The 14,248-nt window shown below is 48.0% G+C and carries 12 protein-coding genes and 1 tRNA gene; 8 read left to right on the forward strand and 5 right to left on the reverse strand.

Going from position 1 to position 14,248, the window contains the following annotated elements:
• Positions 1 to 30: 30 nt before the first annotated feature.
• The 3 genes from QNM19_RS03465 to QNM19_RS03475 form a co-directional block, all read right to left on the reverse strand.
• Positions 31 to 534 (reverse strand): hypothetical protein, encoded by a 504-nt coding sequence (locus QNM19_RS03465; protein ID WP_049865889.1) that lies wholly within the window; start codon positions 532 to 534, stop codon positions 31 to 33.
• A gap of 15 nt (positions 535 to 549) precedes the next feature.
• The gene (locus tag QNM19_RS03470; RefSeq protein WP_284026329.1) at positions 550 to 2,115 is read right to left on the reverse strand and encodes a YHYH protein; all 1,566 of its coding nucleotides are present in this window, start codon (positions 2,113 to 2,115) and stop codon (positions 550 to 552) included.
• Positions 2,116 to 2,314: 199 nt separating this feature from the next.
• Entirely contained in the window at positions 2,315 to 3,235 is a 921-nt protein-coding gene (locus QNM19_RS03475; protein ID WP_049866403.1) for a LysR family transcriptional regulator, read from the reverse strand.
• A gap of 142 nt (positions 3,236 to 3,377) precedes the next feature.
• On the opposite strand from QNM19_RS03475, the gene QNM19_RS03480 reads away from it, so the two are divergent.
• From QNM19_RS03480 to QNM19_RS03490, 3 genes are all read left to right on the forward strand, one after another.
• Positions 3,378 to 3,902, forward strand: a complete 525-nt coding sequence (locus QNM19_RS03480) for an NADPH-dependent FMN reductase (RefSeq protein ID WP_049866402.1) — start codon at positions 3,378 to 3,380, stop codon at positions 3,900 to 3,902.
• A 161-nt stretch (positions 3,903 to 4,063) separates the two neighbouring features.
• Positions 4,064 to 4,139: transfer RNA gene (locus QNM19_RS03485), tRNA-Ala, on the forward strand.
• 88 nt (positions 4,140 to 4,227) lie between these two features.
• Positions 4,228 to 4,542: a cupin domain-containing protein gene (locus QNM19_RS03490; protein ID WP_049866401.1), complete on the forward strand. Its 315-nt coding sequence runs from the start codon at positions 4,228 to 4,230 to the stop codon at positions 4,540 to 4,542.
• Here QNM19_RS03490 and QNM19_RS03495 read toward each other — a convergent pair.
• Entirely contained in the window at positions 4,522 to 6,915 is a 2,394-nt protein-coding gene (locus QNM19_RS03495; protein WP_284026330.1) for an ATP-binding protein, read from the reverse strand. The two genes, QNM19_RS03490 and QNM19_RS03495, sit on opposite strands and share 21 nt — an antisense overlap.
• A 236-nt stretch (positions 6,916 to 7,151) precedes the next feature.
• On the opposite strand from QNM19_RS03495, the gene QNM19_RS03500 reads away from it, so the two are divergent.
• Both QNM19_RS03500 and QNM19_RS03505 read left to right on the forward strand, forming a co-directional pair.
• Complete coding sequence (locus QNM19_RS03500; protein WP_284026331.1) at positions 7,152 to 8,087, forward strand: cytochrome-c peroxidase; 936 nt, start codon at positions 7,152 to 7,154, stop codon at positions 8,085 to 8,087.
• Positions 8,084 to 10,897: an EAL domain-containing protein gene (locus QNM19_RS03505; protein ID WP_049866300.1), complete on the forward strand. Its 2,814-nt coding sequence runs from the start codon at positions 8,084 to 8,086 to the stop codon at positions 10,895 to 10,897. Before QNM19_RS03500 ends, QNM19_RS03505 begins: the two co-directional genes overlap by 4 nt.
• 11 nt (positions 10,898 to 10,908) lie before the next feature.
• Here QNM19_RS03505 and QNM19_RS03510 read toward each other — a convergent pair whose 3' ends face one another.
• Positions 10,909 to 11,364: a DUF3293 domain-containing protein gene (locus QNM19_RS03510; RefSeq protein WP_284026332.1), complete on the reverse strand. Its 456-nt coding sequence runs from the start codon at positions 11,362 to 11,364 to the stop codon at positions 10,909 to 10,911.
• Positions 11,365 to 11,443: 79 nt separating this feature from the next.
• Between QNM19_RS03510 and QNM19_RS03515 the strand changes: the two genes are divergently transcribed.
• The 3 genes from QNM19_RS03515 (at position 11,444) to QNM19_RS03525 (ending at position 14,190) form a co-directional block, all read left to right on the forward strand.
• Positions 11,444 to 12,562 carry a DJ-1/PfpI family protein gene (locus QNM19_RS03515; RefSeq protein WP_049866298.1) on the forward strand — a complete coding sequence of 373 codons (1,119 nt, stop codon included), beginning with the start codon at positions 11,444 to 11,446 and terminating at the stop codon, positions 12,560 to 12,562.
• Between the two features lie 367 nt (positions 12,563 to 12,929).
• Positions 12,930 to 13,340 (forward strand): winged helix-turn-helix domain-containing protein, encoded by a 411-nt coding sequence (locus QNM19_RS03520; protein WP_010379990.1) that lies wholly within the window; start codon positions 12,930 to 12,932, stop codon positions 13,338 to 13,340.
• A gap of 430 nt (positions 13,341 to 13,770) precedes the next feature.
• Positions 13,771 to 14,190: a hypothetical protein gene (locus QNM19_RS03525; protein WP_284026333.1), complete on the forward strand. Its 420-nt coding sequence runs from the start codon at positions 13,771 to 13,773 to the stop codon at positions 14,188 to 14,190.
• Positions 14,191 to 14,248: the final 58 nt, after the last annotated feature.

Below are 14,248 nucleotides of genomic sequence, written 5' to 3' on the forward strand. Positions count from 1 at the left end.
CCTGTACGCGTGGTAATTGAGTGTGCACCGTCAATTAAAAGTAATGAGTGCCGTTTTTCCTGCTGCCAGCATACGATATTGTGGCCTGACCACATTAAGGTGAATCGCACCCAGTGAGGGGGGCAGTGTCAGGCTAACCTGTTCAATCTCCAAGCCTTTGTTGTGGTGTAAGCCCTCCAGGACTAACTCAGCCTGGCCCGTAGGGTGAGTCAGAGTGTGCAAGCTTTTCAGCTGCAAGGCAACTACGGCCTTATTGAGGTGCAATACTGTGTTGCTTTCAAGCAGGTCTTTAATAAAGGCCTGTTGCTGCGTTGCAGTCAGGTTGGGTGCCATTACCGTATTGGTATCACCCAGTATCCAGGCCGCCGGATCCTGAAGGGCCTGGAACCAGTGCTGCATATCAATGTGTAAACGCAATTCTGCCTGACCATCTCTCAGGGTGAGCCTGGCTTTATTGCTGTCTATACTGTGTGCCATAGCGATATTGGCCTGACTCAGAACACTCATCATTATCAGGCAGAGCAGGTATTTCATAGGACTTACCTCTTTTTATCGGCACAAGGTGCCAGTTTCAACGATCCCGCCATTGCTGACGGTCTTTTGTTCAAACCGGTAGCAGTTTTCCTGTCCACTGATTGGGGTGTAGTTGACATAGTACTGGGTACCCTGGTGCGAATAGGTCATGCTACGAGTACCATCTGCCAAAATTGTATGTTGCAGGTTGCTCACACCGCCTTGTGGCGGCGTCAGATTAGCGCGCATTTGGGGGTTATCGCTACTTAAAGGGGCAACACGGGGCAGGATCTGTGTATTCACTTCACCCATTAAACATTGAAACACATAAGGGGCCTGATCCGATGTGTGGTATCGGTAACCGTATTCACTATCAGTCTGGCCATGACATAAATCCAGTGTCCCCTCTTCAATTACAGTGCCATCCGGGTTGTTATGCCCGTACAATGGGTAGCCGTCGTAACCCCAGCCCAGGATGGCATCATCGCCCTGATTTTGCATGGCGGCAATCATACAGGTGGGTGCGGCATGATAGTGGTAGTCATCTCCACGCCCGGCGTGGCCACCACAGTTATCGAGTTGCCCAAGTGCCTTGGTATCCACTTTCGGGTCGTACTGATATAGATCCAGCTCACCCTGGGATGAATAATCATAAATAGGCACACCATTTACCGCGACCCCAAGTGCCGCATCGATACTGGTGGGGGTGCCACTTAATTGCCGGTCAAGCCGAATGGGTGCTGCATAACCGGGCGCGGGCACGGGGATCTGTTCATTGCTGCCAGTGATCCCATTCATCAGATCATGATCCGGGTAAGTATCGGATGTGATATAGGCATATTCAGTGTCACAGGTGACTGCAACATCGTTGAATCCAGCGTTGCTGACTGACTGTTGCACCTGTTCACAGGCGCTGAGTGTGACATCAGGAAAGCGGTTTACGCTTACCGTTAAGGTGGCCGTGTCCAGAGTCAGAGAATCGATGGCGCTCAGAAAAGTGTCCCTGTCTACGCTTGTATTCTGAGCCAGGGATGGGCTGTCAGACAGAGCGTACAAGGTAAAAGTGAAGAAGTGCTGGCCCGCAGCCTGTGGGCAGGGCGGTGCATAGGTTTGTTCGTTATTCACACTGTTATTGCCGAGGGTACCGATTGAGGCGCCGGCTGCCATTGTTTCAATGTCCCCATCTATATTGTAAACCAGCCAATGCTGCTCATTGGCAGCGGTGGCCATGCTGATTGCGTACTCCTGTGTATCAGCAGGTGCACCTGTCCAGTTTAATGGTGGTGACAGGTTATCACCATCACAGGTGTAGCTGGTCGGCAAGGCCTCTTGATTGTTGAACGCCGGGCTGGTCAGACTTAATGTGGAGGGTTGTGTTGTGTCATCAGCTGAGTCGTCACTTGTGTCGCCCTGGCTGTCATTTGTGTCGCCCTGGCTGCCACTGGTGTCGCCCTGGCTGTCACTTGTGTCGTTTTGCGCAGTATTACTGGCATCCGATGATGTATCGGTTTGGGTTGTGGCGGTTGAGGTACCTGAGTCCGATGAACCTGAGCCACAGGCTGCCAGCAGGCTACATAGCGCGATTAAGAATAGTTGTTTCATGCAAACCTCAAAGTGGCTGTTGTCTTATTACTCAGTCTAGATGGCAATTGTGGGGATAAAATAGTGCAAATAGATATTTTTTATCATCCATAAATTAATGAGTTATGCAAATAACGATGTGCAAAGTGCACAAATGTGTGGAAACTGTGTGGTTTGTTTACCCTGATAAAAATCATCCTGACGACAGGGCACAACGGGTTCAAAATACACGTCGTGATTTGATTGTGTGCTCAAAATGTTCTGATAACAGGTCGATAAAGTGTCGTACTTTGGGTGACAGGTGGCGGCGACTTGGATAAACCACATATACGTTGACTTCTGGCTGCGGGTAGTCAGGAAACAGAGTGATAAGTTGCTGTTGTTCGATAAACGTGTCGACATAGAATGCAGGCAGACGTGCAATACCTATCCCATCACGGGCCATGGCCGTTTGCATATGACCGTTATTGCACAAGATCCGTTGCCGCACATCTACATGAAAGGGGCTGCCCTGTTTGTCTTTAAACTCCCAGCGATCCGGGGTTTTATGATTGCTATAACAAATACTGTGATGCTTTTCTAACTCTTTGGGATGATGTGGTTGCCCAAACCGACTGATATAGTCCGGGCTGGCAACAACGTAGGTTTTGCATTGATAAACACGTTTGCAGATCAAGCTGGATTCTTCCAGTTGTGGGGTTGCCCGCACGGCCAGATCATAGCCATCGCCAACCACATCAACGGCTTTATCCTCAAGATCCCATTCCAGCGAAACATTTGGATAGCGGTTCAGGTACTCAGCCAATACAGGTTGCAGGTAGTCGGTACTAAACGCCACCGGGCAGGTGATTTTAAGTGTGCCTCTGGGGATGTCATCAGTCACATTTAGCTGTTGTGCTGCGGCCTGAGCATCCTGGATAAGCTGAGTGCAATTTTGGTAGTAAGACTCACCTTCCGGCGTCAGTGCCAATGTGCGCGTGGTGCGGTTTAACAGTCGCACACCCAGCCTTTCTTCAAGTCTGGCGACCACTTTGCTGACATGCGAAGGAGAGTGACCCAGTTTTTGTGCTGCGGCAATAAAACTCTTACTCGCGACGACTTCAGTGAAGATCTCAATACCTTCAAAAAGATTATTATTCATATGGAAATAGTAACTTTACTTTTACCCTATTAATCATTATTAAAACCTAATATACACTGGTTGTCATCAGCTTGAGGTGAACGCTTATCAAAGTGAGCACCTGCACAAACCTAAATTTGTCTTATTTTGAGAGGGTAATCCCATGAAAGTTTTAGTATTCGCAGCCAGCAACAGTCGTCAATCTATTAACCAGCAACTGGCAAGCTATGCTGCCTCGTTGATCCCCAATGCCGAGGTCGAAGTGCTGGACCTGAATGATTATGAAATGCCAATTTACAGCATTGAGCGTGAAACAGACGGTGGCATTCCGGACGAAGCGCAGCGTTTCTTTGCCAAAATTGGTGCTGCGGATGCGATTATCGTTTCCTTTGCTGAGCACAACGGCAGCTATTCAGCGGCTTACAAAAACTTGTTTGACTGGACATCACGCATCGATATGAAGGTATATCAGAATACGCCTATGCTGATGATGGCCACGTCTCCGGGTCCAGGCGGTGCAAAAAGTGTATTGGCATCGGCTGTGGGCTCTGCACCTTATTTTGCTGCGGATGTTAAAGCCAGTCTGTCAGTTCCTAGCTTCTTTGACAATTTTGATTCAGAGGTCGGTGAGCTGAAAAATGCTGAGATTAAACAAGAGCTTGAGGCTGCGCTTAAGTTACTGCACTAAACAAACTTGAACGTCAGAACACCTTGATAACACAGGCCGGGCGATACAAAATATTGCCCTGCCTGTTTGATTTTTATTCTAACAGCTTAATTACTTTAAAAAAGTTACCTTTGGGGGTTTTCAAAGACAAAAAAATCTTCTAGTATCTTTGTCGTCGATTTGGGGCTATAGCTCAGCTGGGAGAGCGCTTGCATGGCATGCAAGAGGTCGGCGGTTCGATCCCGCCTAGCTCCACCAAATCTCTTATCCTTCCCATGTTGTTGTTTTTATTCCCCCTTAGTTACGATACAGTTTTCGCAATCAATATCAGTTATCCGGGTCATGAATGAACAATCTATTTGCTAACTTACCAGCTGATCTCAGCGATGAAGTCTTTCAGACACTCTTGTCTCATGAGCAGCTAAAAATCGAGCGGATCGTCTCTAAAGGGCACACTTCACCGCCTCAGGGATGGTACGACCAAAATGAGCATGAGTGGGTACTGGTGTTGCAAGGTGAAGGTGAACTCACATTTGAAGACGGCCGGGTTGAGCGCCTGGCTGCGGGCGATTACATCAATATTCCAGCCCATTGTAAGCATAAAGTCAGCTGGACCGACCCCGAGCAGGAGACAGTCTGGTTAGCCATTTTTTATCGATAGCCATTTATCGAGTACGGTCTGGAGCTTGTCCAGTGCAATGGGTTTGCTGATGTAATCATCCATACCAGCGGCAAAACAGGCTTCAATATCTTTGATCAATACATTGGCAGTCAGGGCGATGATGGTGAGTTGCATGTGCTGAGGCATGCTACGGATTGCTTTTGTCGCTTCTATGCCGTCCATATTGGGCATATGCATATCCATCAGCACCAGATCATAATGTTCTTTTTCTAGTTGCTGCAAGGCTTGCTGGCCGTCGGTGACTATGGTGACACTGAGGCCCAGTTTTTCCAAAATGGCCTTAGTGACAATCTGATTGACCGCATTATCTTCCGCTAACAAAATATGGCCATGTAATTCTCCCAGCGTCACTAGATCGCTGTCTTCTGAATAAATCAGGCAGCACGTGGTTACTGGCCAGTTAAAGTCAAACTGAGATCCCTCTCCTTGCACCGACTGACAGTTGAGGTGACCACCGCACAAGTCAATAATATGCTGACAGATACACAGGCCCAGCCCGGACCCTCCATAGCGCCGGGTAGTACTTTCATCTTCCTGATAAAACGGATTAAAAATTTGCGGGAGCTTGTCTTCTGCGATACCTATGCCGCTGTCCGACACGGTAAACCTGAGCATTACTTGCTCCATGTTGCCGATGTTTTCTACTTCCAGGCGGATAAACCCTTCGTGGGTAAACTTGATGGCATTATTGAGCAGGTTGAGCAAAACCTGTTGTAAACGGTGTTTATCACTGACCACCTCTTTGGGCACCGTATCGCCAATTACCAGCTGAAATCTCAGCCGTTTTTCAATGACTTTTTCACTGAATATCTGCTCCAAATGGTGCAATACCGCATATAGGTCAAAGGGCTCGAAGTACAGTGATACTTCGCCCTGATCTAACTTAGAAATATCAAGAATGTCATTAATCAGAGTCAGCAGGCTTTGCCCCGACTCATTGGCAACCCGGATCAGGGTGGTTTGCTCTGCGTTAAAGCTGTTTTGCTGGTTGAGTAACTGCAGGGTACCCAGAATACCATTCATGGGTGTGCGGATCTCATGACTCATGTTAGCCAGAAAACGGCTTTTGGCATTGGCCGCTTCTTCTGCGGCGAGTTTCGCTATTTCCAGTGCCTGAGTTCGCTCTTCCACTCTGTGTTCCAGCTCAGATTCGCGCTGGAATACTTTGTCGCGCATCTGTGCAAACGCACGGCTGAGCTTGGCCAGTTCATCTTTGCCTCGGGTAGACAAAGACACATTAAAGTTGCCTTGAGTCAGTGCCTGTGCGGCTTTTGTGAGTTTGGCAATGGGCTGATATATACTGTTTGAAAAGCGCCAGGCAACCAGCAAAGAAATGGCAATGGCAAATGCCAGAATAATCAACAACTGCTGACGCAGTTCATACACCGGGGCGAACACCACATGTTCGGGTAAAGTTAAGGCGATGCTGTACCCTGAGGACTTAACGGGCGCATAAAAAATGTAAGATTTGGGTCGGGTGAGGGTTTTATCCAGCTGGGCATAGCCATTAAAGCCCGCAATCATCTTCAGGCCGATCTCTTTTAGTTGCGGATCTGCTTCTTCCGTAACTTTTAAGCGTATTGCGATCTTTTCGCCAATGTCATTAACAACAAATTTCCCCTGCTCGCGTTTGAGCTGAATGATTTTGTCCGGCTGCCAGTGATACATATAAATCCCTTCCTGAGATACCAACATAAACCGGGCGTTATCATAAAACTGATGGACAACTTGCTTGGAAACGGCTTGTACCAGCCTGTCTATCTCGCGCCAGGGAATGCTGCCCCCCAGTAAACCAGCTACTTTACCATCATTGGCCAGTATGGTTGCTGCGACTACAATTTGCTTAACGCCCGTTGTGTAGGAGATCATCGGCTCAGATACATAAACTTCGGCGTTTTGCTCTACATTTCGGCCAATGGTTTGCTGCCAATAATCGCGGCGCGAAATGGTTCTTTTACGTGCTGTTGGTGACTTATCATCGAAGGTACGGAGCATATTTTGAAAGGGATTACCGCCTTCGGTATTGTGAAAGCTGCCGTCGGGGCGTCCAATGATGAACTTTTCGTAAGTCTGATCATGGGCGGCTTTTTCTGATTGCAAAATGGGTGAGATGTCCGCAAAGTCCATGATTTTTAAGGTTGGTTGACGTGCCAGGGTCGCCACTTCGCTTTTGCGCTTAGCGAAATAGCGGTCGAAAATAGCAGCTGCATTATAAACTTTGGCCTGAGCAGCTGAAATGCTCAGACGTTTTGCCTGCTCTGTACTGTGTAACATTGCCAGTAAGAAAATCACCAGCATCGGGGCCAGTGCTGTTAATCCCAGGATCACCGTCAGGCGCGTTTTTAATTGCATATATCAGATTAAAAAGCTTCTTATCTCACAAGTTTAGACAATATTTTGGCTTGCACCTCTCGTTATCGCAATTTTTCTCTCCAGTCCGCTGATAAAAGAGGAGGGTTACCGGCGAAGCTGGCTTTTGCAAAATAGTGCTTTGTGAGATCGTCGATTCTTTATTCCATATCAAGTCAGCCAGGATTAAGGACTGCTACATTAGTAAGGTGTTTAGCCCCTATGAGTGGTACTAAAGCGTGATACTGAAATTTCTGATTTGGGCATTGTTGTTCGGTTCGGTATGGGTCGCAGCTGAGCCCATTTTACCATTGCACAGTGTCGCAACGGATGCGCGCAAGGTTGCATTGGGTCGGCAATTGTTTTTTGACACCCGGCTGTCTCGCAATAACGAAGTAAGCTGTGCTTCGTGCCATCAGTTGGCAACCCATGGCGCTGACAACACAGCCCGCTCTAAAGGAGTCGCGGGGCGGCTTGGTGACGTGAGAGCACCTACCGTCTATAACTCAGTATTCAATATTCGTCAGGCCTGGGATGGCAAAGCCATTGATTTAAAAGCTCAGGTCACGCTTCCAGTAGAAAACCCAAAAGAATTTGCCACCACCTGGCCTGTGTTGATCGCCACCCTCAATGAGGATAAAGCCTTTGTGAGCGCCTTTACACAGGTTTATAAAAATGGGCTGTCGAGTGATGCCATTAGTGATGCTATTGCTCACTATGAACGCAGTTTAATTACTCTTAATGCGCCTTTTGATCTGTGGCTACAAGGCAAGGGGAGTTTGTCTGAGCAAGCGCAGGAGGGATATCGCTTATTTAAATACTATGGCTGTATTAATTGTCATCAGGGTAAAAATGTGGGTGGCAATATGTTCGCCAAAATGGGCACTTTTGGAGACTACTTTGGCGATCGTGGTACGCCCATAGAACCTGCCGATTACGGTCGATATAACGTGACGGGTCGTGAGGCCGATAAGTTTACTTTTAAAGTGCCGGGTCTGCGTTTGGCCGCGAGACAAACTTACTTTTTTCATGATGGTAGTGAGCAAAGCCTGACAGGCGCTATCAATACCATGGCCCGTTACCAGCTTGGCCGCTCACTCAGCCAGTCAGAGTTAGAGGCAATTGAAGCTTTTCTGGAAAGTCTGGTTGGCCAGCATCAGGAAATGACACAATGAAGCCTTCTCTGAAACTCAACTTCCCTGTCATTGGCCAGTGTCTGCTGGTAATGCTGCTGACGGCTTTGATGGTGTACTTCTTTCGCGCCCATCTCGCCACCGGTGAGCGCCAACATGAGCAGGTATCTCATTTGTTTGATGCCAAATCCATCGATGCCAAACTAGATAAGTTTGCACTTGAACTCAGTGTGGGTAACTTACGCCATTTTGATGAGCTGCAGCAACTGGACAGGGCATTACAGCAGCTGACAAATAAGCAGCAAAATCGGCACGTTAGCATGGAGTTTCTTGCCTACCTCAGGTTGCTCAGACACAAGATGGCACTGATGGAGCAACTGAAAACCCAGGCCGTGGGGATGCGCAATGGCCTGACTTATTTGCCTGTGGTACTGGATGAAATGATTGTCACGCAGCATCCTCAGGCATTACTTGGCAGTACCATACTCGCCAGCCTGGTAACCTCAGGCCAGCCACTGGATGAACTGTTGCTGGATACCCGTATTCGGACTTTGGCAGAGGCGAGTGTCATATCACAAAACCATGCTTTACTCAGTCGTCGTTTTGTCAATCATATCCAGGTTGCCGTTGAATACTATCGTCAGGTCCATGCGACGCGCCAGGATTATCTGGCAATCAATAGTAAGCAGGCCTTTGCTCGCCTTTATGGGGCACAAATGGACTTGCATGGTTCGCAGTTGAGGCAGACCCGGACTTTGAGTGAGCAGTTGTTTGGCCTGGCGGTGGTGTTGTTGTTGACCTTGTTGTTTATTTTACAGCGGTTAAACAAAGCCAAAAATCATGCGTTGCAAGCCAGCCAGTTGTTGCATGATGCCATAGAACGGTTGCAGGAAGGCTTTGCGCTCTATGACAGCGAGGGAACACTGATGCTGACAAATCAGTGCTGGCTGCGACACTACGGGGTAGCTTCCAGGTCTGAGTTTCCACAAACGCTGAGTGAGTGGCAACAACGCCAGTCGGAGTTTGTTCAAGAACAAAGCGACACACCACAACGATTACAAAGGACAACGCATGGACGTTGGTTGCAAATTCGTCATGCGCGTACTGCTGAGGGGGGATATGTCTACATCAGTGTGGATGTAACTGAGTTTAAAGAAGTTGAAGCGGAGCTCAAAACCGCGGCAGCGGTTTATCAGGCGACTCAGGAAGGGATCATGACCACTAATGCAGAGCTGGAGATCATGGCGGTGAATCCGGCTTTTACACGCATTACCGGATATCAGGAGCAGGAAGTCCTCGGCAAAAAGCCGAACCTGCTTAGCTCGGGCCGTCACGATAAACGTTTTTATGAGCATATGTGGCAAACCCTGCAAACCAAAGGTGAGTGGGCGGCTGAGATCTGGAATCGCCGTAAAGATGGTACGGTTTACCCCGAATGGCTCGCCATCAGTGCCGTTCAGGATGAACAAGGGCAGGTTCAGCAATATATTGCGGTGTTATCCGATATGACAGAACGCAAGGAACAGGAAGCCAAAATAGCCTATCAGGCGATGTATGATGCGCTTACCGGGTTGCCAAATCGGCGTCTGTTGCTGGACAGGATCTGTCAGGACCTGAAACAAATTGAGCGTCAACCTCATCTGAGTGCGTTATTGTTTATCGACCTTGATCGCTTTAAGCGCATTAACGATGCAATGGGGCATGACGCGGGTGATAATTTACTGCTGGAAGTGGCCAATCGGTTGAACCATCTGGTGCGACGTACCGACACCCTGGCCCGCTTCGGTGGTGATGAATTTGTGTTGTTGCTTAGTCAGATCAGTGAGGTTGAGGATGCCGCAAAAGTGGCAGAAAAGATCCTTGCTTGTTTGGCTCAGCCTTTCACCATCAATGGGTTTGAGGTGATCAGTGGCGCCAGTATTGGCATTGCCATCATGCCTGATGATGCTCGCGAGCAACAGGAGATCCTGCGCCGGGCCGACTTGGCTATGTACAAAGCAAAAGAAAGCGGTCGTAATCAGTATCATTATTTTGCCCCTTCAATGCAGCAACAGGTTAACCGGCGCGTAGAGCTGGAACAATTGCTACGCAGAGCCATAACAAGCAATGAACTGGAGGTGTTCTATCAACCCATCATCGAGCTTAAAACGGGCCAGCTACATGGTTTTGAAGCCCTGACTCGCTGGACACATCAGGGGCAATACATTGCACCGGATGAATTTATTCCGGTTGCAGAAGAAAGTGGCTTGATCTCTGAGCTAGGGGAGTGGATGCTGATGCGCGCCACATCAGACATTGCGGCTTTAAATCGTACGCTCGATCTGGATTGCTGTTTGTCGGCAAATATTTCCAGTCAGCAATATAGACTGGGTTTCAATGCCACAACCTTGCGCCATATTCTGGCTCAGACCGGGTTCAAGCCGGCCAACCTGGCGCTTGAGATCACGGAGAGTATTCTGCTGGATGATGATGAAGCCATCCTCGCCTGGCTTGAAGGACTCAGAGCGACGGGGGCACAATTATCGATTGATGATTTTGGCACCGGTTACTCCTCGCTAAGCTATTTGCGCCGTTTTCCCATCAACACCATCAAAATTGATAAGAGCTTTATTCATGAGTTCGCACATGCTCCGGACTCACAAAATCTGGTGCGTGCCATATTATCAATGGCGGCTAGCCTTGGGTTGTCTGTCATTGCAGAGGGCGTGGAACATGTCGCACAGCTCGAAGGCCTCAAGGAAATGGATTGTGATCTGGTACAGGGCTATGTGTATGCTAAACCTATGTCACTTAGTGAACTTGAGATCTGGTGTAAGACCTTTTCTCAAAATCATCTTCAGGATCTTGCCTAGATGCCCAAGGGTTACTGGCTCAGGTCCTGAATGGCTGCATTATGTGCAGGGAGTGCGCCATAAGTTATGCGCGTTTGAAATGACGCGCTAAGTTGCAATCGCTGCTGAGAGTGATGGGTGTTGTGTAAGCAAATCTGATCTTGTTGCACGAAATAATACGCTTTTTGATAACACAATGCCGCCAGCCGGGCGGCTGCTCGCTCTGAGCATACGATCAATACGCTGAATTCCCGATAGTCAAGACTGGCACTGGCCCCCCAAAGCGGGTGCATTTTATAGCCTCTGCGCTTTAATGCCGGATAGAGCAGGTGTTGAAACCGGCGGTTTTCGGCAAGTGTTCGCTTTATGCCCAGTGGATTCCATAAACTGATGATCGCGCCTTTTGGGGCTACCGGTAGCGCAGAACATGGTCTGAACCAAACGTCCTGGTAGAGCTGCCACAATTCATTTTCAATTTGACGGTGCATGTATTTTCACGAGTTACTTCACAGTGGCTTCACAGTATCAGCGTTACGGTGAATCTGTCCAAACAAAGGAGACTCGATAATGAAAAGACAATTGATGGTTGCATCTTTATGGTCGTTGGTGAGCATCAATGCTATTAGCACGGTCACCGCCGCGGAGGAGCCGCACGTGCTGATGGTGTTGAGTAGTTATGGTAAACAGGTTGATGGAGAAACAACCCAACCGGGTTTTGAATTTGATGAGCTCAGCAAGGCCTATCAGGTATTCAGCGCCAATGGCATTCAGATCACTCTGGCCTCACCGGCGGGCGGACAGCCTCTGGCAGATGAATATAACCGGGATAAATCTTACAACAAGGCTTTTTTGAGTGACCCGCAGGCAATGAGTGCCCTGTCTGACACCGTTAAGCTTGCCGGTCTTGATGGGCAATCGTTTGACGGCGTGTTTATTGTTGGTGGCAAAGGACCCATGTTTGATTTGCACCAGGATAGCGAGTTACAACGTCTGATCCGGGAAATCTACGAGCAGCAGGGCATCGTGGGGGCTGTGTGTCACGGTCCGGCAGCCCTGGTTGATGTGAAGCTGAGCAATGGCGCATACCTGGTCGATGGCAAAAGAGTAAATGGCTTTACCAACCTGGAAGAAACGGCTTTTGGTAAAAAGTGGCGTCCCCAGTTTGAGTTTTTATTGGAAGACAAGCTTAAAGCGCGCGGTGGCTTGTTTGAGCAAGACGGACTGATGCTGAATCAGGTTACGATAGACGGTCGTTTGATCACCGGTCAGAACCCTTTTTCTACTGCTGATACGGCGGTGGCCATGGTGCGAGCCATGGGGATTGAAGAGGTCAATGAGCCTGCTTATAAGGATGACCGGAGTGTTAAGCTGGCTGAGCTGCTGTTCAGAGACAAAGCTGCAGCTTTGGCACAATTTCAGCAATCGCCGGAACAATATGATGTGCAGATGTTAGCTATGATAGGAGTCTATCAGGCCCGGTTTGCCAAAACTCAATTACAATTACACAATGCAATTGAATTGATGACTTTTGCGCAATCAAAATTTAACCACCCTATGATTGAGCTGACCATTGCACAAGCATACGTGAGGCAAAATGACCTGGTTGAGGCAAAGTCGAGCCTGCAACGAGCGCAGAAAACATACCCTGATAATGAAAAAATAAAGGCCATGCTGGCCAGGCTATAGTGCATTTTCGGACTCAAAAATAGCGGCGAAGGGGCGAGCTTTGCTCCAGCCGCATTAACTATGAAATTTACTAATAGCTGAATGGCTGGCTGTTTTATGTCCATTGTCACTAATAACGGTATAAAGGGTGGGGAAAAATTTGCCCAGAGCAATCAGAAACCACCATATGTATCATTTTTGTTTTATATTTGTTTTCTACTTGTACAATGTGAATAAATCCTTTCACCTGGGCTGGGTCAACTTATTATTTGTTCTATTAACAAAAGTCATGTACTTTCATCGCAATTCGGATTTTAAAAAGTCCTCTCAGACGCTACACTAAGCTTGCTTGATAACTCAAAACGTCAAAGGAAGTGTATCTATCATCATGAAGTTAAATGATAAATATGATGCTGACTTTAGCCGTGCAGTATTTGGGCCCTATGAGCTACACAAAAGGAAAAGGTTGTTAACATATTGTGGTGAAAGTGTGCGCCTTGAACCTCTTATCTATGACTTATTAGAATATTTTATCTGTCATAGAGACAGGGTGATTGGCCGGGATGAATTGTGCCGGGAGATCTGGCAACAGGAGTATGTCGACAACAATGCTATAAATCGGGCTGTTTCCGAATTAAGGCGCTGTGTTTCCAAACATAAACTTGGGGTTGACGTGATCAGAACGCATTACCGCAAGGGCTACAGTTTCAACCTGGTGGTTGAACTGGATCCCAGACCAAACCCGTTCCGTTGGATAGCTAAGTGGTTTCATCAGGCTGTACCATGCAAAGAACAGTGATCAGTAAAACAACTGGCTTTTTTGTCAAAGCCCGCTGGGCAGGCGTCGCTCAGCTGATCGTGCTTAATCTCTTTGTATTGGTTTAGTGAAGAAAGTCTACTAAACCTGTATCTAATCTAACCTCCGTGCTGGTGGCGGGCTAATTTCTGAAATTTGCCTGCCTGCATCAGGAACCTGCCTATCTTTTTGCTGTTACAGTGCCAATCTCACCGAGTACCGGTTCAATTTGAAGTAGCAAATATGACGCTAACAGTGTGCAAAATTTCCATTCTAGAACCTTGACCAGAGGATATGACTAGTGTGAGTGCTGCCTGAAGGTGATGGACAATAAGCAAGTAGATGTGTCTTACTCACTGTGCAGGCACGTTTTTACGAAAAACGTGGGGTGTGATAAACTTACCTTAAATCAAAGGACTAACCGGGTAATATTATGGCGCCGCCACTGCAACAATTCACTCGCTGGTTTTGTACATTGCCTCAGGGCCAAAAACAAGTGCTGACTGAGTCTCTCTGCCCTGTTTTTGTTGAGCTCAGTGAGGTGCCCCCTGCCTGCAAAGAGCAAACCTTGCTGAGGCTACTTGCACAACAGGCAGCTAGCGCAAACCTGATTGCCTTAGTGCTCAATCTGCGCACACACATAGAGCATACGATGATGTTACAGGCCAATGCGCTGCCCAGGCTGGCTAACGCCGGTGATCTGCTTTTTTATAGCCGTGCACAGGATGGTGACTCACTCAGGAAAATTGCAGATGAACAGTGGCAATGGCAGCAATCACGTGAGTCCTGGCTAGAGCTAAAACGCAGTTACCTATCGTTAGAGTATGTACGCCGCTGGTTGCAGGCCAGTTGAGATAAATTTCACACTGCTTTCACGAAAGTCGCGTTAGTGTGATTACATGATTGTTAGT

Source organism: Pseudoalteromonas ardens (assembly GCF_030125445.1).
Classification (GTDB): Bacteria; Pseudomonadota; Gammaproteobacteria; order Enterobacterales; family Alteromonadaceae; genus Pseudoalteromonas; species Pseudoalteromonas ardens.